Annotated in this window: 12 protein-coding genes; 6 read left to right on the top strand and 6 right to left on the bottom strand. The window is 60.1% G+C overall.

Annotated features, from left to right (window positions below):
- The first annotated feature begins 394 nt into the window (after positions 1–394).
- From GIV35_RS16060 to GIV35_RS16080, 5 genes are read left to right on the top strand one after another with little or no spacing between them, the layout of a single operon-like run.
- Positions 395–1171: a DUF3050 domain-containing protein gene (locus tag GIV35_RS16060; RefSeq protein WP_054898387.1), complete on the top strand. Its 777-nt coding sequence runs from the start codon at positions 395–397 to the stop codon at positions 1169–1171.
- A complete protein-coding gene (locus tag GIV35_RS16065) occupies positions 1168–1515 on the top strand; it encodes a DUF4437 domain-containing protein (RefSeq protein WP_034128561.1) in 348 nt (115 codons plus the stop codon). Before GIV35_RS16060 ends, GIV35_RS16065 begins: the two co-directional genes overlap by 4 nt.
- Positions 1516–1539: 24 nt before the next feature.
- Positions 1540–2469, top strand: a complete 930-nt coding sequence (locus GIV35_RS16070; protein ID WP_105228178.1) for a diiron oxygenase — start codon at positions 1540–1542, stop codon at positions 2467–2469.
- A gap of 12 nt (positions 2470–2481) precedes the next feature.
- On the top strand, positions 2482–5958 hold the full coding sequence (locus tag GIV35_RS16075) for an amino acid adenylation domain-containing protein (protein WP_236264287.1): 3477 nt from the start codon (positions 2482–2484) through the stop codon (positions 5956–5958).
- Between the two features lie 19 nt (positions 5959–5977).
- Positions 5978–6445, top strand: a complete 468-nt coding sequence (locus tag GIV35_RS16080) for an SRPBCC family protein (protein WP_034128559.1) — start codon at positions 5978–5980, stop codon at positions 6443–6445.
- A 143-nt stretch (positions 6446–6588) separates the two neighbouring features.
- On the opposite strand, the gene GIV35_RS16085 is transcribed toward GIV35_RS16080, so the two are convergent.
- A complete protein-coding gene (locus GIV35_RS16085; RefSeq protein WP_236264286.1) occupies positions 6589–11544 on the bottom strand; it encodes a hemagglutinin repeat-containing protein in 4956 nt (1651 codons plus the stop codon).
- A 120-nt stretch (positions 11545–11664) separates the two neighbouring features.
- Complete coding sequence (locus tag GIV35_RS16090) at positions 11665–13380, bottom strand: ShlB/FhaC/HecB family hemolysin secretion/activation protein (protein WP_419789550.1); 1716 nt, start codon at positions 13378–13380, stop codon at positions 11665–11667.
- A gap of 474 nt (positions 13381–13854) precedes the next feature.
- Between GIV35_RS16090 and nadA the strand changes: the two genes are divergently transcribed.
- Positions 13855–14913 (top strand): quinolinate synthase NadA, encoded by a 1059-nt coding sequence (gene nadA / locus GIV35_RS16095; RefSeq protein WP_003193840.1) that lies wholly within the window; start codon positions 13855–13857, stop codon positions 14911–14913.
- Positions 14914–14960: 47 nt separating this feature from the next.
- On the opposite strand, the gene GIV35_RS16100 is transcribed toward nadA, so the two are convergent.
- The 4 genes from GIV35_RS16100 to GIV35_RS16115 all read right to left on the bottom strand — a co-directional run bounded on the left by GIV35_RS16100 (position 14961) and on the right by GIV35_RS16115 (position 18690).
- A complete protein-coding gene (locus tag GIV35_RS16100; protein ID WP_105228167.1) occupies positions 14961–15449 on the bottom strand; it encodes an RDD family protein in 489 nt (162 codons plus the stop codon).
- A gap of 95 nt (positions 15450–15544) precedes the next feature.
- On the bottom strand, positions 15545–15757 hold the full coding sequence (locus tag GIV35_RS16105) for a cold-shock protein (protein ID WP_105228165.1): 213 nt from the start codon (positions 15755–15757) through the stop codon (positions 15545–15547).
- Positions 15758–16149: 392 nt separating this feature from the next.
- Complete coding sequence (gene gcvT / locus GIV35_RS16110) at positions 16150–17274, bottom strand: glycine cleavage system aminomethyltransferase GcvT (protein WP_202692349.1); 1125 nt, start codon at positions 17272–17274, stop codon at positions 16150–16152.
- Positions 17275–17313: 39 nt separating this feature from the next.
- On the bottom strand, positions 17314–18690 hold the full coding sequence (locus GIV35_RS16115; protein ID WP_073522961.1) for an L-serine ammonia-lyase: 1377 nt from the start codon (positions 18688–18690) through the stop codon (positions 17314–17316).
- Between the last annotated feature and the right edge of the window lie 62 nt (positions 18691–18752).

Below are 18752 nucleotides of genomic sequence, written 5' to 3' on the forward strand. Positions count from 1 at the left end.
GGCGAATGGCCGCGTTCATAGACTAGTTAATTGCTAACTTAGCAATTCCGTACAGTTTGTTTGCACTCCCTTGAGGGGTGTTAGCCAACTATTGCCTGGCGAAGTTGATCTTATTAACTTCGGTCGGGCTTCTGTTGTTGTAGGTTTTATAACTTGGAAATAAATTGTATTAATTTTCCAAAAAACACTTGCTGATCATCATGAACTTCCTCTAAGTTTCGTCTTGCTTCGACGGCTGACCTTCGGGTCACGGAAGCATAACCGTACAACTTAATTGAATAAGACTCTAGCACTGGCCAAGAACGGCGAGGCAGGCCTGCTTATGCCTTAAAAAAAGGTAAGCGGGTATCTCTCGAGTGGTCAGCGTTAACTAAAGCCTGATAAGGAGCGCAACATGGAAGATAAAAAGACGCTGTTGAACGCCAAGAAAGTAGAGCTGGGCAATCATCGGATCTTTGCTGAAATCAATTCGCTGCCGGTCCTGCGCGCCTTTATGGAAACCCATGTGTTTGCGGTGTGGGATTTCATGTCCCTGGCCAAGCGCCTGCAACAGGACCTCACCTGTACTCGCCTGCCTTGGCTGCCCCCCGTGGACCCGGCGGCCGCGCACCTGATCAACGAAATCATCCTGGGCGAAGAGTCCGACCAGAACTTGCAAGGCGGTCACTACAGCCACTTCGAACTCTACCTGCATGCCATGCGCGAAGTCGGCGCCAGCACCGACAAGATCGAACACTTTGTCAAATTGATGCGCGAAGGCGTCGATCTGAAAACGGCCTTGAGCCGTTGCGGTGCAGGCCTGGCAGCGTCGGCTTTCGTCACTGACACCATCGAAACCGCCATCAACGCTTCCACCCACAGTGTGGCTGCTGCGTTTTTGCATGGCCGTGAAAGTGTCATCCCGCAGATGTTCCAGCGCATTCTGGACGATTGGGATATCACCGCAGACGACGCGCCAACCTTTCGCTATTACCTGCAGCGCCACATCGAAGTCGACTCGGAAGACCACGGCCCGGCGGCAGAAAGCCTGTTGGCGCGCCTGGTCAATGGCGATGCGCAGCGTCAGGAAGAGGTCTACGTATCGGCTATCGCGGCGGTACAAAGCCGCCTGGCGTTGTGGGACAACCTGCGCGTGGCCATGGGCGAAACGGTCAGTGAGTGCGTGGCATGAACTTCGAAGTGATCGAGGCCGACCAGGCCCAATGGTTTGAGGTGACCTCTGAACGCGGTATCACGCTGACCGTCTTCAAAGACACATTGGACCCTGTTACGAAAACCGGAGTGCGTACACGTCTGGTACGTTTTCACCCTGGGGGCGGCACCCGTGAAATCTATACCCATGATTATCACGAAGAAGTGTATTTGATTGAAGGCGACCAGACAGAGCAGGCCAGTGAGGGGCGCCCGGAGAAAACTTACCGCGACGGTAGTTACTTCTTCAGGGCCGCACACACGGAGCACGGGCCGTTTAATTCGAAAGACGGATGCCTGTTGTTTGAAGTGCACTACTACTGAGTATCATGAATAAAGGAAGTAGTCATGAGAGCTGAAGCATATCAATCGTTTTCCGAGTCGTGGGAGGAAAGGGCGACCATTCGGACGCGCCCGAGACGACGCTTGGAAGATGACGAAAAGTTAATATTTCCGGCCAGTCGTCAACCATTGGTCATGAGCGCTACCTTTATGCAGGAGTGTAGTCACTTACAGCATTTTGTTCTCGTTCAGAGCTTGTATAAGTTCATTAATGATGTGGTGATTTTCGAAACCGAAATTGTCGACAAGACCGCCAGGAGCATTGCGAAAGATAACTTCGCTATCCGCTTTCCGTTTGCGTGCCGTTACGACGCGATGACCGTGGTCGTCGATGAGGACTATCACGCGCTAGTGGCGATGGACTACATGCAACAGACCATCGAGTTGACGGGCATCGAACCCATCACCTTGCCAGCGGAAATCGAGCTCAGCCGTTCAATCCCCAAGGCATTGGCCATGGCGCCCGCGCACCTCAAGGCTGCTGTCGAGCTGATCTGCGTGGCCATTGCGGAAAACACCCTGACCAACGATGTTGCCGCGTTCGCCCGCGACGACTCGGTCAAGGCATCGGTCAAGGGGTTGATGGCCGACCACTTGGCGGATGAGGGTCGACATTCGGGCTTTTGGGCCAAGTTGACGCGCATTTACTGGAATACCGCGAGCGAAGAGGACAAGCGTGTGCTGGCCTCGATCATGCCGGTGTTCCTGGGTGAGTACCTGACCAACGAGATCCAGCAGGGGTTTGATTTCGCGCTGATCGAGCAACTGCCGGTGAGCCCCAGCGTCAAGGCGGCGTTGCGTGAAGAGGTCGAAGGCATGAGTTTTCCGATCACGCCGTCTCACCCGCTGGTAGGCAACATCGTCCGATTCTTCAAACACAGCGGCCTGCTCGACGCTCCCTGCATGCAGGAAGCGCTCGCCGATTATCTGCGCTAGAGGACAACTTCGATGAGACATCTTGATATCGTTTTGTGCGGGCGCAGCCATGCGCTCGCCTGCCTTACGCAAGAGTTGGAACAGATGGGGCACACCGCCTGCTTGTTGACCAGCGATAACGCCGTTGAGCTTTGCCAGTTGTCGGCGCCGGACGTGCTGATAGACGACGCCAGCACGGCGCAACTCCCGCACTATCCGTCGTGTCATCGCCTGTCTTTGCGGGCGCAGGCTGACGATGACAGTGATGTTCTCGCGCCACTGCGGGTGGACTGCCTGTGGCGTCCTGGCGATGGCGACTGGATGCTGCTGGGGCGTCGTGAAGTCAGCGCCTGCCTCGCCGGCAACGGTGCCGACCGGGCACGTGAAGCGATCGCGCAAGTGGTAGAGATGGCCAGTGTGCACATCGGGCGTTTCTCACGCAGTGCTGACTATCTTGAGGCGCCCCGTGAGCCGGTGCAGGCGATTGACCGCTTGTCGAGCCTGACCCTGCTGGATGGCCTGGCCTGGCGCCATCGCCACAATGCGAGCGCTAATATCGGCATTCTGGAGGAGGCCAGGCGCCCCTTTGTGCAGCGCTTGGCCGATAGCCTGTTGGCCAACGCCGAGCGCAACGCCCTGAAAGTGCAAGGGCGGGGTATGTCCTATGCGCAACTGCACGCTTATAGCGTTGCGATCCAGGAACGCTTGCAACCCTTGCTTGAAACCCCGACCCCAGGGTTGACGGTGGTCGGCATCTCGTTGCCCAAAGGCACTGCGCTCTATGCAGCGATCCTGGCGGTGATTGGTTGCGGTGCGGTGTACCTGCCGTTGGACCCGAACCATCCTGTCGAGCGCCGTGCGGCCATCCTCAAGCATGCCGGTGCCAGCCTGCTGATCCAGGACACCGAGGCAGACAACCCGCTACCGGGCCTGGCTACCCTGGATATTGGCCATCTGGACTTCTTCCACCACGGCGCCAAGGGCTACAGCCGTGTCGCCCTGGCCCCGGATCAGAGCCTGTTGCGCGTAGCGCTGGACGGTTCGGCACCCTGCGTGGCGATCTACACGTCCGGTACCACCGGCCAACCCAAAGGCGTGTTGCTCACAGTCGACAACTTGAGCCACTTCTGTGCGTGGTATGCCCGTTATGTGGAACTGGACCGCCATAGCCGTGCCCTGCAGTTCTCGACCATCAATTTCGATGCATCGCTGCTGGATATCTTCCCGACGCTGATCCAGGGTGGCGAGTTGATCGTGCCCACCGAAGACCAGCGCCGCGACCCGGTGGCGCTTGCTGAATTGATCCAACAGGAGCAGGTCACCCACGCCTTTTTGCCGCCGGCTTTGCTCAGCATCATCCAGCTTGAATCGCTGTACGGCATGCAGCACTTGGTGACGGGCGGCGATGTGTGCGAACCCCACGTGATCGAACAACTGGTTGGCCATTGTGCACTGCACAACATCTATGGCCCCACCGAGACCACGGTGCTCGCCACCTGCCGTACCTTCCAACGGGGGGACAACAATCGCAACCTGGGCGTACCGATTGCCAATACCGCGATTTACCTGCTGGATGAGCACGGCCAACCGGTAGGCGAAAATGACAGCGGTGAAATCCACATCGCCGGGCCAGGGGTGGGCGCCGGTTACCTGGGCGCCTTGCAAATGACGGCCGAACGCTATCGGCTGCACGAGTTGCCCGATGGCCAGTGGGTGCGCCTCTACCGTACCGGTGACCTGGCGCGTTGGACCGAGGAGGGCATCCAGATCATCGGGCGCCTGGATAACCAGGTGAAGATCCGCGGTTTTCGGGTGGAGCCGGAAGAGATCGAACATCTGCTGCAATCGAGCCAGTTGTTCCGGCAACTGGCGGTGGTCATCGATCACCAGCGCCGCATCCTGGCGTTTTTCTCTCAGCCTCAAGAGGGCGAGGGCCAGGCGGCCAGCGAGCAGTTGCAGGCCTATGCGCTCAAGCATTTGCCCGACTACATGCGCCCCAGCGCCTATTGCCTGCTGGACCGGTTGCCGGCCACGGCCAATGGCAAGGTCGACCGCAAGGCCCTGAGAGACCTGCCGGTCAACTACAAGACGCAAGGGCCGCGCCTGGCGCCCCAGAACGCCACCCAGGCGCAGTTGCTGGAGCTGTGGTCCAGGCTGCTCGACTTGCCAGGGCCGGACATTTCCGTAGATGACAGTTTCTTCAATCTGGGTGGCCATTCGATCCTGTTGTCGCAGATGCTCATGGGGATTCGCGAGGCGTTCGGCAAAGGAGTCTCGATCAACCGCTTTATTGAGCAACCCACCTTGGTCAACCTCGCCAACCTGATTGACCAGGACGTCGAGGCCACTGCTACGGTCAGTCCGCAGGCGCTGCAAGACGCCATGATCCGGCCTGAGCTGGAGGTACTGCCCATCAGTCGATTGGGCAACATACATAAAGTCATCGTGACCGGCTCCAACGGGTTCCTGGGTGTGCATATCGTCGAGGCCCTGCTGGAACTGGGCAGCACCGAAGTGGCGTGCCTGGTGCGCGAGTCCGGCGGCATGAGCGCGCAACAGCGCTTCGAGGATGCGCTGATCCAGAACCGCCTCGAACATCTGGACCTGAGCCGGGTCAAGGTCCTGGCGGCGGATATCAGTAAGCCGCGCCTGGGGTTGTCCGAGCAGGACTATGAATGGCTGGATCGTGAATACGGCGTGTTGATCTACAACGCGGCCAACGTCAACCACGTGCTCGACTACGAGTCGCTGGTCAAGGACAACGTCACGCCGGTGCTGGAATGCCTGCAATTGTGTGAAGGGCGCAGCAAGAAAATTTTCAACTTCATTTCCACCCTGTCGGCCTCCAGCACGGTGGACGAGCAGGGCCGGGTATTGGAAGAACCGCCTGCCTTCACGCCGCCCATCTACATCCGCAATGGTTACAACCTCTCCAAATGGGTGGCTGAGCGCATCTTGTGGAACGCCAGTGAGTCGGGGGTGTGGGTCAATCTCTATCGCCCTGGAAACATCGCGTTCAATACGCGAACCGGCGTGTGCCAGCCTCATCAGAACCGTTTGATGCTGATGCTCAAAGGCTCCTTGCAGCTTAAGCAAGTGCCCGAACTGGCGCTCAACTTCGACCTGATGCCGGTGGACTTCCTCGCACGCTTCATTGCGTTTCACGCCAGCCGTCATAACCGCACCAAAGCGGTGTTCAACTTGCACAACCCGCTGCCTTTGACATGGGCTCACTATCTGGAGGCGTTCCGCGCGGCCGGTCACGATTTCCAGATGGTCCCGGTGACACAATGGCAGCAACGCCTGTCGGCCATCGACAGTGATAACGCGTTGTTCGGCGTGGTCGGTTTTTACCTCAATGGGTTTGAAGAAGATATTGGCGATATCTCGATGATCGAGTACCGCAATGCACTCTCAGGCATCCAGAGCATGGGCGAAGACTACCCAGCCAAGAACAGTGAGTTGCTGCAAAAAGGCTGTGACTACCTCAAGCAAATCGATTTCATCTGAACAAAAAAGGAGCTTACCCATGCAACATTTTGAACCCGATACCCTGGTCCGTAATCCAGTCGGCAACCCTGTCGTCGCCAGCGTCAGCGTGAATGGCGATGCTCGCAGTGTGTGGAATGTCGTCGGAGATTTCGCCGGTTTCGCGAAGTTTATTCCGGCCTTGTCCCATATCGAGATGACGGGCGAGGGCGTGCGTTCGGTACGCAAGAAGCTGTTCAAGGACGGCAATGTGGTGATTGAGCAACTCAACAGCCATGACGATCAAGCCATGACCATGACCTGGTCGCTGATCTACACCTCGCTGAACATCGGTAACCTGTGGGCGCTGATGGAGGTGGTGCCACAAGGCCCGAACCAGAGCCTGGCGACCTGGACCATCATTGGCCAGCCCTACACGGGCGGCAAGGAAGACGTACCGGCGTTTGAAGCTTTCCTGCAAGGCTTTGCCGATGACGCGATGAAGAACGTACAGGCGCTCTTCAACTGACATAGAAAGAGCAGGCGGAGGCTGATTCCGTGGCGAGGGAGCTTGCTCCCGTTGGGGCGCGAAGCGACCCTGAGAATAGGACTGCTGCGCAGTCCAGCGGGAGCAAGCTCCCTCGCCACAGAAGCATTCTGCTGTTTTAAGCGTTAGTTGATGGCCTGATCAATCCCCGCCTGCAAGGCCTGGCTTTTACTGTGCCCACCCGCTCGCAGCAGGCCCAGGTTGAAGGCTTGGTCCTTGCGCGTGGCTTCGTCGTGTTTCTGGGTCAGTTCGTCCTTGGCACCCAGGACCAGGTTGACCGGCGACTTCGAAACGTTCAGCCCGACATCGGCGCGGTAGTCGCTGCCGGCCAGTGTGGTTGCAGTCACCTTGGAGCCACCCAGCTCAACCTTGCCATTGGTTGCACTGATCCGCGCGCCCGTGAGCTGCGTATCCCCCTTCACCTGCACGTTGACACCGTGGCTCGCGCGAATGCCTGACGCCTGGGTGACGCTGTCCTTGGCCACATGGCTGACATCCAGATACAGAGTCGGGGTGTAGCTGGTGTTGCCGCTCTTGTCGCCGAACAACACGCTTTCGGCGGTATTGGCCACCTTGCTGCCGGTGGTGTCTTTGCCACTGACGGTGTAGCTGTCGCTGGTTTTTGGCCAGACCTTATCCTTGAAGCCAGACAAGCGCGTGCCCAGGGCATCGGTCTTGTCTGCCAGGTAAGCCTTGGCCTTGTCCACGCGAGTACCGAAGGCGCCACGGGGTTGCGGGTTCACGTCGTAGCTGCCACTGCGGGTGAGTTTTTCGCCCAGCCGCTCCTTGGCATTGACCACGCTGTTGACCACGCTGTCCTTGGCCGAAGCCAGCTGCCCGGTGCCTTTATCGACGACGTTCTCCAGCTTGTCGCGATGCTTGTCGAACGCGCCTTCAGCCTTGGCTTGTACCTTGTCCTTCAATGGGCCGCTGGCTTTGGCCAGCTTATCCACCACCCCCGGCTGGTTTTTCTCGACATCCAGCCTGGCGTCGACATTCACCTGGGTGCTGTTGACCTGGTCCTTGCGGCTTTCGACGACGAGGTCGCCGCCCACCGTGCCATGCACCTTGTCGGCATCGATACGCGCTCCGGCCAGATGGGTATCGCCGGCACTGTTGAGGGTGACGTCGCCCGCCGTGATCACGCTGTTGTGCTGGGTGGTGCCTTGCAAGTGATCCACATCGACCTTGACCCGCGCATTGATGCCGCGCTGGGTCTTGGGTGTCTCATGTTCACCGGCGTCGGCCAAGGTGGTTTTGCCGACGCTGCCCCCTGCGCCCAGGGTGACGCCCCAGTTGCCACGGGCCTGGCTCGATTGCGCAGACTCTTGCAGGATGCCGCCGTTTTGCGCATCGAGGCTAACGCTGGCTGCGCTGACCTGAGTGCCCTGCAAGTGGATGGCATCGGTTGCCTCAGCGCCGCTGGCGAGGCTGACCTTGCCCGTGCTGTGCAACTGCCCGACGACGGCGCTCTGGTCGTTTTCCGCTACTTTGCCAATGTTGAAGTTGGCGCTGAGGCTGCCGGTCTTGCTGCTGCTTTCGGCGCTGCTGGTCTTGCCGGCACCGAGGGTCAGGCCGCCGCCCAGGTTGCTGCCGTTGCTGACGTGGCTATCGGTGGCGGCTTGCAGGTTTAGCTTGCCGCCGGCATTGAGGCTGATATCGCCAGCCTTCGCGCCCGTACTGCCGATCTGCGTGCCTTGCAGGGTCATGTCAGCGCCGCTGCTGAGCTGCACGGGGCCGCTGCCCTGGATGGTCGCGACCTGGGCCTGGCTGTCCTGGGTGTCCAAGCGTTTGTTATCCAACTGCACGCCGGCACCGAGGTTGACGTTGCTGCCATTGGCGCCGGGTGCGGTGCCCACCGTCAGTGAGCCGTTGCCGCGCAGCGTGCTGCTGTTTTTGCTCTGGGTGTTGGTGGCCTGGTTGAGCGCCAGCTCACCGCCGGTCTTGAGGTTGACCCCGGCCTGGCCGCCGTCGAACTGGCTGCCTTCATAACGGGCATCGCCCTTGGCCTCGATGCTCACGCCTTGGCTGGCCATATAGCTGCCGACCACCGCCGTGCTGGTGGATTCGCGCACATCGCTGCTGCCGCCCAGGCCACTCCCGCGCACGTTCAGGTCTTCACCGGTGGTGGTATAGACCCGTACGCCAGCCTTGGCGTCCACGCCTTGCTCGCTGCTGCTGTGGGTGTTGGCCGCTGCGGTGGCAACGTGCTCGCCCGCCTTGATGTTCAGCCCGCCCTCGGTGGCGCGGTACTGGGTGCCCTCGTCCTGCAAGGTGCCGGCCGCATTGATCTGCACCGTGGCGCCGCTGAACTGGCTGACCACGGCGGTGCTGTCCTGTGTTGTGCCGGTTTTGTTCGTATGCCCGACTTCCACGTCCAGGCCGACATTGGGTTGCTCGAACGCGTCCAGCAAACCGGGTTGATGGAACTTGGCCTGGGCCACGCCCTCGACGGCTTTTTCGATCGGGCGGGTAATGCCTTTGTATTCCACATTGGCGCCGACATCGGCGGTCCAGCCGTTTTCCTTGTGGGTGCTGGTCTCGGTGGAATGGGCAGCCTGGTTGTCGATCTGGCCAGCGTTGACCTGCAGCCCGGCGCCGGCCTTGGCCTGTGCTCCCTCGCTGGTGAAGGTGTTGCCAGCGTTGATGGTCAGCTTGCCGGCCGCGGCCACGGTGCTGGTTTGCGCGGTGGTTTTTTCAGCGGTGTCTTGGCTGCTTTGGTGGCTGAACTGAGCGCCACTGCCTGCCCGATCAATGCCGCCGGTGTAGTAGAAACTGCCGCCGGTGGCGGTTTTGTCGACGGCTTCGGTGCGCTTGTCGTGAGCGGCCAACAGCTCGACGTTTTTGCCGCTCAGGCTGGCATCGCCTTCGGTGGCCTGGAGGTTGGATCCGGTGATGCTGACATCGCCTGCGGCGTTAACCGCCACACTGGCGCCTTTAAGGCTGGAAGCCTGTTGTTGCGTGGTGTCGGTCTGGCGGGTTTGCTGCTGGTCTTCATAGCTCAACCCCGCACGGTACTGGCGGCTGACACCCTCGGTTTCCTTGGCGTAGCTATCGAAGCCACGGGTATGGGTGCGGGTGGTGTCGTGAGTGGTGTTCTCGGCGGCAACGACCTTGATATCGCCCTTGGCATCCGCTTGCAGTTCACCCGCGGCGGACACCTGGGAGCCACTGACGGTGATGTCCTTGGCACTTTGCAGCTTGAGGTTGCTATCCGAGCGCAGGTTGCTGGCAACCACAGTGCTGTCCTTGAGGTTCTTGCGGCTTTCGTCCTTGGAGATACCGAAGAACTTGCTGTCATTGCTGTAGCGGTTGTCGTGGGAGGTGTCCTGGACGCCGTCGATCACCAGCGAGCCTTTGTCGCTGATGACGCTCGCCTCTTTGCCGCCACGGGCCTGGCTGCCGCTGATGCGCACGTCGTCGGCCTTGACGATCAGCTTGCCGTCGGCGTTGACCTTGCTACCGGTGTTCGACGTCTTGCCCTGGTTACCGTCACCTTGCTTGCCGAAGAAGCTGCCACCGGTGAGGTCGCCGGAGTAGGCATTGTCGCGGCTGCTTTGGGTACGGCTGGCGCTGGCGATTTCCACGTGCCGGGCGGCCAGTTGAATATCGCCGGGGGTTTTCAGCTCGGCGCCTTGCAATTGCAGCTTCTGTTGGCTGGTCAGTTCCAGTGTCTTTCCGGCCTTGAGGCTGCTGGTGATGCTGCGTTGTTCGCTGCTGGATTTATCCCAGTTGGCTTTCCACAGGTGCTTGCGATGGTTGCCCTGGTCGCGGGTTTCATGGGTTTCGGTGGCGGCGTTAACGTGCAGGTCGGCACCGCTGTCGATGCGCAGAGTGTTGCCCGCTTCCACATGGCTGGCTTTGATCTCGGTGTTGGCGCCGGAAGACAGCGCCGCATCCTGTTGCGCCACAACCTTGTTGCCGTGCTGGCGCGAGTCTTTGTCGGTGGTGATGCGGTCGTAGGTTTCGTAGGTGAACAGGAAGTTGCTGTTGTCCCACTGTTCACGCTTTTCCTGGAGCTTGCGGCTTTCCAGGCTGCTGAGGGTCAGGTTGCGGCTGGCGTCGAGTTTGACGTTGCGCCCGCTCACGTCGGTGGCGGCCAGGTTCAGGTCCTTGGCGCTGTGCAAGTCGACATCGCCCTGGCGGCTGTGCACGCCAGCGCGAGTGGCGTCGAGGCTGTCGGCGCGCACCTGGCCGCTGATATCAAGGTCGCCGGCCGAACTGATCTTCACCCCGTCAGTGCCTTGCACCTCTACGCCGCCCACGCGTACACCGGCGCCTTCGGCGGTGCTGATGATATTGATGCGCCCGGCCTGCATTGCGCCGAACAGGCGCGCGTCGATGCGTTGGTCCTGGGTCTTGCTGGCCGGGTCCACCTGGCGCACTTGGCCACTGGCGAAGTCGACCTGGTTGCGGCCGACGGTGAGGTTCAATTGATCGCGAGCACTGAGGCGCCCGTCGCTGTCGATGCGTGGCGCGATCAGGTTGATGGAGCCTTCACGGTTTTGCAGGCCTTGGCCCTGGATCGTCAGTTGGCCGTTGGCATCGCGGGTGCTCAAGGCTTGCAGTTTGCCGTCGTTGAGTTCAGGGCGGCCCACCACCAGGTTGGCATTGGGCGTGTTGATGAAGCTGCCGCCATTTACCGAAATGCCGTTAGGGTTGGCCAGCACGTAATCGGCCGCCTGGCCAAAAATCTCCTGGGCGCCGTTGAGGGTCGAGGCGTTGCGGCTGATCACTTCGTTGAGGATCACGCTCGCCGCCTGGCCCTGGAACTGCGGGTTGGCCGCCAGCTGCCCGGCAAGTTGGGACTGGCCGGCCTGCAAGGCGTTGTTCAACACCAGGCCCTGGCGGTCGACGTTGTAATCCAGGAACTGGTTATGGGACAGGCCACCGGCGTTCGGCGCGACGATGTTGACGATGGGTACGCCGCCCTGGTTTTGCAGTTGCGGCGTGCCGCCAGGTCCTTCAACGACGGTCAAGCCTGCGGCGAGCGCGAGCTGCGGCAGCAGGAACAGGCTGGCGATGGCCCAGCGCAGTTTGCCCTGAGGTGAAAGGTGGAAGCTAGGTGAAGTAGTCGGCATAAATAATCTCGCTCTGTGTTGGCTGATCCACGACGCGCGTTGTTCGTTGCAACGCTGCTGGGGTGGTCAGGTACGGCGGTGACTCAGGCTAAAAACAGGTATTGGCTCATCGGTGCACACTCATATTTGCAAGCTAAGGCGCGTCAGCCAGACCTCCGGCTCCTGGCGAAAACCTGTGGGGGTGTTGAGGTTGCGTTGGTAGTCGATGTCGAGCTGTACGTTCTTCCAGCTCAGGTTGAGCCCCGCGCTGGCGCCGCTCAGGCGTTGGCTCTGGGCGCCGTGTTCGTGCTTGACCCAGCCGTTGTCCAGGCCCAGGCGCGGGGTGAGCTTCACCGGCAAGTCCGTGTTGAGCGGCAGGCGCAAGGTATTGCGCCATACCGCGCCAATGGCACCGGAACTACTGTTTTCGCGGTAGCCGCGCACGGCCGAGTCGTCGGTGATCAGCAGCTGTTCGATGGCGGGCAATGCATCCGGGCTGTACTGCACCGACAACTGGCTCTGCCACTGCCATGGCTGCGCTGCCCATTGGCCGTTGCGCCATTGGGTGAGGTTGGCGCGGTACTTTTGAAACTGCGCCTTGGGCCGGTTTTTCTGCACCTGGTCGGCATCGCGATCGGCGCCGAACCAGGTCAGGCCCTGGGCGTAATTGACGTCCAGGTTCCACACCGCGCTGTTGAGCCAGAACAGGTTCAGGCCCGCTTCGGCTACGGTCAGCGTCGGGCTCTGGATGTCCAGGTGTACCTTCTGTAGGTAGCTGTCGACGTCTTTGTAGGCCAGTTGCAGGTTGGCGCTGAGTTGGTGGCCCTGGTCGCGCCACAACACACGGTCGCTACGCAGGCTGACCTGATCGGTGCGGCCACTGTTGTAAAACGTGGTGCGGCTGAGTTTGAACGGCGAGCGGTATTCGGCATGGCTGGCGAACAGGCTGTAGGTCCAGTAACCGTAGGGGATCGAGTAGAACAGGCTGTGGCTGCGGCTGTAGCGCGGCCCATGGTTGAGCGTGTCGCTGAAGCTCAGGTTGAGCGAGTCGTTGATTTGCAGCGGGCTGTCCAGGCTCAAGTTGATCGCATTGCGATCACGCCCGGTGCCGGCGCTGCCGAGGTTATCCACCCCCAGGCCCAGGGCCCAGCGCGAGGCACTGCTGCGCGAGCGCAGAATGATGCGCGACGCGCCCGCTGTGCTGCCTGGGGCGACGTCGGCGGTGAGGTCCACCGAGCGCAGGCGGTTGAGCTGGTCCAGGCCCTGCTCCAGGTCTCGCAGGTTCAGTGGTTTGCCGAGCATCCCGGGGAATGCCCCGCCCAATGACACCGGCAGGCTCTGGTCGGCCAGTTCGATAGCCTCCAGGTAGCCTTCTTCGACGTGAATATCCAGCGGTTGCCCGGCGGCGGGCGCGCTGATCAGGTAGGGGCGGCTGGCGATATAACCGGCCTCGACATACAGCCGCGTAATCTCGGCCAGCAGGCGGTTGATCTGGGTGACGCCCATGCAAGGCGCCACGTAGGGCTCGATGTGTTTATCCAACTCGGCACGGCTGAACAGCGTGACCCCGGCCAGGCGCGTACCGCTCAAGGGCCAGCAGCGTTCGTCCTTGGCGATGTCTGTTGGCAAGGCCGGTGTGGCCGCTGGCGTACCGAAACTGCCACGTTGCATCTGGCGTTGGCGTTGCTCCAATTGTAATTGCTGCAGGTCGCGTTGCTGTTGCTGCTGCAAGCGCAGGGCTTCCTGGCCTGGCTGCGGCGCCTCGGCGCCAGCCACGGGCAGCGCCCACAGGCAGAGCAGGGCGATGCCCAGGTTCCGGGTACAACTCAAGTGTCCGGTTGAGAGCTGATTTGGCACTCGACATCCTTAACGTAGAAATACACACGATCCACACCGCACGAGCTAAACCTTGAACTCAGCGCAGACTTGCCCCACTTGAGTGAGTGCTGAACGGTTTGTTACATCGCCGTAGGATTTATTGCATATTCTGTAAGAAAAATCGTGTGATGCAGTGCTCAAATGCACAAATTCAGTGCGCGAATGGGCATCTCAGCCCAAAAAATCCTGATTTTTCAGGAGGCGGGAGGGGGCGGCGCGGTTTTGATTGTTGTTTGGGCTTCACCTAATCGGCGTGCCGCGGCGAGGAACTGAACACCTTGCCCGGTTGCCAGATTAGGCTTTTGAATCCATTGGATATTCTGTAGCCTTGCGCAGCTTTAAGCTGTACCCGTGCTTGATGAACAAAAACACTTCGTCCGGCGGCGCCCGAAGGGCTCCTGAGCCGGTGGTACACTCGACTTTCGCGCTACTGCGCCTGCAGGTCTTGCGAACATGACGCACATTTCCGAACGCCTACTGGTTCAAGCTCACCTCGACGCCAAGCAGCCCAAGGTCCTCAGCGCTGCCGAAGAGGCGAGCCTGCGAACCGCCATCGCCGCCGAGCTCAAGGCTCAGGACGCGGTGCTGGTTGCCCACTTTTATTGCGACCCGGTGATTCAGGCCCTGGCCGAAGAAACTGGTGGCTGTGTTTCCGATTCCCTGGAGATGGCGCGCTTCGGCGCCGCTCACCCGGCCAAAACCGTACTGGTGGCTGGCGTGCGCTTCATGGGCGAGACCGCCAAGATCCTTACGCCTGAAAAACGCATCCTGATGCCTACCCTGGAAGCCACGTGCTCCCTGGACCTGGGTTGCCCGGTGGATGAGTTTTCCGCGTTCTGCGATCAGCACCCCGAGCGCACCGTGGTGGTCTATGCCAACACCTCGGCGGCGGTCAAAGCTCGGGCGGATTGGGTGGTGACTTCCAGCTGCGCGCTGGAAATCGTCGAAAGCCTGATGGATAACGGCGAGACCATTATCTGGGGGCCGGACAAACACCTGGGCACCTACATCCAGCGCCAGACCGGTGCCGATATGCTGCTGTGGGACGGTGCCTGCATCGTCCACGAAGAATTCAAGTCCAAGCAGCTCGAAGACATGAAGGCGCTGTACCCGGATGCGGCAATCCTGGTGCACCCGGAGTCACCGACTTCGGTGATCGAATTGGCGGACGCGGTGGGTTCCACCAGCCAACTGATCGCTGCGGCGCAACGCTTGCCGAACAAGACCTTTATCGTCGCTACCGACCGCGGCATCTTCTACAAGATGCAGCAGTTGTGCCCGGACAAAGTCTTTGTCGAAGCGCCTACCGCCGGTAACGGTGCAGCCTGCCGCAGTTGCGCGCACTGCCCGTGGATGGCAATGAACACACTGGAGCGTACGTTGCAGTGTTTGCGTGAGGGCAGTAATGAGATCTTCGTGGAGCCGGCGGTGATTCCGCAGGCGGTACGACCGCTCAAGCGTATGCTCGACTTTACCCAGGCAGCACGGTTGAAACTGGCCGGCAACGCCTGAACACAAATCAAAATGTGGGAGCAGGCAAGCCAGCTCCCACACTCGAGTTACTTATTTTGCTTCGGGATCCGCACCAACTGCGTATCCGAATAGATGTCATGCCAGCTGCGTTTGTGTTTATCGAACAACGACCAGATAAATCCCAACCCCACGCACAGCCATGACGCAATCGACACCACAAAACGCAGCAGTGCCTGCCACAGGCTGATCCGCGACCCGTCGGCGTTTTGCACGCGCACGCCCCACACCTGCATGCCCAGGGTTTGCCCCGAATGGGTCCAGAACTTGGCGAAGAACCCGAACAGCACGAACAGCAGGATCGTGGACAGCAACGGGTCACCGTCCAGCGCGCCGGATTCGGTGAGCGTGCGCATCTTCGCTTCGCCCACGAAGGCGATCCACACCAGCTTGTAGATAAACGCGGTGACGATCAGCAGGGCAGTGCACAACAGGAAATCGTAGAACATCGCTGCCAGGCGGCGGCCCAGGCCAACGGCGGGGAATTCGCCCTGGGGGCTCAACAGGGGTTTGGACATGGCAGGGCTCTCTGGAGAAAGCACGCAGTTTACGCAATGGCGCCCATAAAAAAGCCCCTGATGTCATATCAGGGGCTTTTTGTCGCAGGTATGGATCAGGCTTCTGCTAGGACTTCGTCAGCCTGCATGCCTTTCTGGCCTTGCACGGCAACGAAAGTCACTTTCTGGCCTTCCTTCAGGCTCTTGAAACCATTGCCCTGAATTGCGCGGAAATGCACGAACAGATCCGGACCGCTTTCAGGAGTGATAAAACCAAAGCCTTTTTCGTCGTTGAACCACTTGACGGTACCGCTCTGACGCTCAGCCATTTTCTTCTTTCCTTTGACGCTAAAAATTAATGACAGCCCCTTTCACGCGAAAGAGTACTGGGCTGGGTTGCAGGAAAGTAAGAGACGTCGAACGGGTTGTAGCAAACTACTTGAGCTACTGCCCAGGTCCAGGTTCCAAGCGACCCATGCAAACACAGTGGGCAAACTCTACGCCAACTAATATGAAAAAAACAAGCCCTTGTGCAGGCCCTGATTTTACTGGGGCTCATGACACTTTGTTGAATGTCCTGATACCCGCTTATTCGATAGAGTTATTCACTTGTTATAAAGCGTCAGCTATAAAAAGCCTATCGTGAATGCACTGTTTTATGGCGGTTGCGTTACAGTTTAGTGCACATTAACGCAACCGCGTTACTTATAGAAACAGTCAATCAGCCACGGTAGTAACGTTGCGGAACAAATGGCATTTTACTTACACGCAGTGGCACCTTTTTCCCACGTACCATTGCGCAAACTTCGGTATTCAGTGCGACAAATGCGCTGTCCAGGTAACCCATCGCCAGCGGGCCACCCAAGGTTGGACCAAAGCCCCCGCTGCAGACGCTGCCGATAACCGTACCTTGTGCATCGACAATTTCAGCGCCTTCACGCACCGGGGTACGCTCCTGCGGCAGCAGGCCTACGCGTTTGCGCGCCACACCGGTTTGCTGCTGAGTGAAGATGCGGTCGGCGCCAGGGAAGCCGCCGGCCCGTGCGCCATCGGCACGCCGAGCCTTGGAAATCGCCCACAGCAGGCTGGCTTCGATTGGTGTGGTGTCGGTGTTCATGTCGTGGCCGTACAGGCACAGGCCGGCTTCCAGGCGTAGCGAATCGCGGGCACCGAGGCCGATGGCCTGCACTTCGGTTTCGGCCAGCAGGCTGCGGGCCAGGCTCTCGGCATTGGCCGCCGGTACGGAGATTTCAAAGCCATCTTCACCGGTGTAGCCGGAGCGGCTGACGTAGCAGTCCACGCCCAGCAAACGCAGGGTGGCAAATTGCATGAAGGTCATCTGGGTGACTTCAGGGGCCAGGCGCGCCAATACTTTCACTGCCGCCGGGCCTTGCAGGGCCAGCAGGGCGCGTTCTTCGAACAGCGGTTCGATGGTGCATTGGTCGCCGATATGTGTGCGCAGGTGCGCCAGGTCCTGGTCCTTGCAGGCGGCGTTGACCACCAGGAACAATTCGTCGTTGCCCAGGTTGGCGACCATCAGGTCGTCGAGGATGCCGCCTTGCTCATTGGTGAACATCGCATAGCGCTGCATGCCTACTGGCAGGTCGATGATATCGACAGGCACCAGGGTTTCCAGAGCCTTGGCGGCATTCGCGCCAGTGAGACGAATCTGGCCCATGTGGGAGACGTCGAACAACCCGGCCTGTTCACGGGTATGCAGGTGTTCCTTCATCACGCCCAATGGATACTGCACCGGCATGTCGTAGCCGGCGAAGGGCACCATGCGTGCGCCCAGTTCCAGGTGCAGGGCATGCAATGGGGTTTGCAACAGGGTTTCGGTGGACATATTCAGCTCCTGAAAAACGTGCCGACGCGCTTGTGGGCGTCAGCACTCGATAATGTTGACCGCCAAACCGCCACGGGCGGTTTCCTTGTATTTGCTTTTCATGTCGGCGCCCGTCTGGCGCATGGTGCGGATGACCTTGTCGAGGGACACAAAGTGCTGCCCGTCGCCACGCAGGGCCATGCGCACCGCATTGATCGCCTTCACCGAGCCCATGGCATTGCGCTCGATGCAGGGCACCTGCACCAGCCCGCCAATTGGGTCGCAGGTCAGGCCGAGGTTGTGTTCCATGCCGATCTCGGCGGCGTTTTCCACTTGGGACACGCTGCCGCCCAGCACTTCGCAGAGTGCGCCTGCGGCCATGGAACAGGCCACGCCGACTTCGCCCTGGCAACCGACTTCGGCGCCTGAGATCGAAGCGTTTTCCTTGTACAAAATGCCGATGGCGGCGGCTGTGAGCAAAAAGCGCACCACGCCGTCTTCGTTCGCACCGGGGATAAAACGCATGTAGTAATGCAGCACGGCAGGAATGATCCCGGCCGCGCCGTTGGTGGGCGCGGTGACCACGCGCCCGCCATTGGCGTTTTCTTCGTTGACCGCCAGCGCATACAGGTTGACCCAATCGAGCACCGACAGCGGGTCGCGCAGCGCCGACTCCGGGTTCTTGCACAACTGCCTGTGCAAGGCCGCTGCCCGGCGCTTGACCTTCAAGCCTCCGGGCAAGATGCCTTCGTTGCGACAGCCGGCATCGACGCAATCCTGCATGACCTGCCAGATCTTCAACAAACCGCTGCGGGTTTCCGCTTCCGGGCGCCAGGCACTTTCATTGGTCAGCATCACCTGGCTGATAGACAGGCCATAGGTGGTGCAGTGGCCGAGCAAGTCCTTGGCGTGTTTGAACGGGAAGGTCAGGGGTGTAGCGTCTTCGACGATACGGTCGGCGCCCGCCGCGTCTTCATCCACCACGAAACCGCCACCGACCGAGTAGTACTCGCGGCTGCGGGTCTGGATGCCGGCGGCGTCAAAGGCACGAAAGATCATGCCGTTGGGATGATAGGCAAGGGGCTTGCGGATCATCGCCAGGTGTTCTTTCTCGTTGAACGCAATGCTGTGTTCGCCGAGCAGGTTGAGGCGCCCGTCACTGCGCATCTGTGCCAGGCGTGCAGCCACGGTTTCGGTATTCACGGTGTCCGGGTGTTCGCCTTCCAGGCCCAGCAACACAGCCTTGTCGCTGCCGTGGCCTTTGCCGGTGGCACCCAGCGATCCGTAGAGTTCCACCTTGATGCCGGTGGTGGCCGCCAGCAGGTTGTCACGCTTGAGCCCCTCGACGAATCGAGCGGCGGCACGCATCGGGCCGACGGTGTGGGAGCTGGAGGGGCCGATGCCAATCTTGAACAGGTCGAACACGCTAAGGGACATGGTTGTTCTCCGGTTTCTTATTATTTTCTGAAAGCCGACTCGGTCAATGTGGGAGCCGGGCT

The organism is Pseudomonas sp. PA-1-6B, assembly GCF_021609545.1.
GTDB classification, from domain to species: Bacteria; Pseudomonadota; Gammaproteobacteria; order Pseudomonadales; family Pseudomonadaceae; genus Aquipseudomonas; species Aquipseudomonas fluorescens_BV.

What these genes read in the sequence shown, in the direction of transcription:
- GIV35_RS16065 (WP_034128561.1), top strand. Translation starts at nt 1,168, where the DNA reads ATGAACTTCGAAGTGATCGAGGCCGACCAGGCCCAATGGTTTGAGGTG.
- GIV35_RS16100 (WP_105228167.1), bottom strand. Translation starts at nt 15,449, where the DNA reads ATGTCCAAACCCCTGTTGAGCCCCCAGGGCGAATTCCCCGCCGTTGGC.
- GIV35_RS16115 (WP_073522961.1), bottom strand. Translation starts at nt 18,690, where the DNA reads ATGTCCCTTAGCGTGTTCGACCTGTTCAAGATTGGCATCGGCCCCTCC.
- GIV35_RS16070 (WP_105228178.1), top strand. Translation starts at nt 1,540, where the DNA reads ATGAGAGCTGAAGCATATCAATCGTTTTCCGAGTCGTGGGAGGAAAGG.
- GIV35_RS16085 (WP_236264286.1), bottom strand. Translation starts at nt 11,544, where the DNA reads ATGCCGACTACTTCACCTAGCTTCCACCTTTCACCTCAGGGCAAACTG.
- GIV35_RS16080 (WP_034128559.1), top strand. Translation starts at nt 5,978, where the DNA reads ATGCAACATTTTGAACCCGATACCCTGGTCCGTAATCCAGTCGGCAAC.
- GIV35_RS16060 (WP_054898387.1), top strand. Translation starts at nt 395, where the DNA reads ATGGAAGATAAAAAGACGCTGTTGAACGCCAAGAAAGTAGAGCTGGGC.
- nadA (WP_003193840.1), top strand. Translation starts at nt 13,855, where the DNA reads ATGACGCACATTTCCGAACGCCTACTGGTTCAAGCTCACCTCGACGCC.
- GIV35_RS16075 (WP_236264287.1), top strand. Translation starts at nt 2,482, where the DNA reads ATGAGACATCTTGATATCGTTTTGTGCGGGCGCAGCCATGCGCTCGCC.
- GIV35_RS16105 (WP_105228165.1), bottom strand. Translation starts at nt 15,757, where the DNA reads ATGGCTGAGCGTCAGAGCGGTACCGTCAAGTGGTTCAACGACGAAAAA.
- gcvT (WP_202692349.1), bottom strand. Translation starts at nt 17,274, where the DNA reads ATGTCCACCGAAACCCTGTTGCAAACCCCATTGCATGCCCTGCACCTG.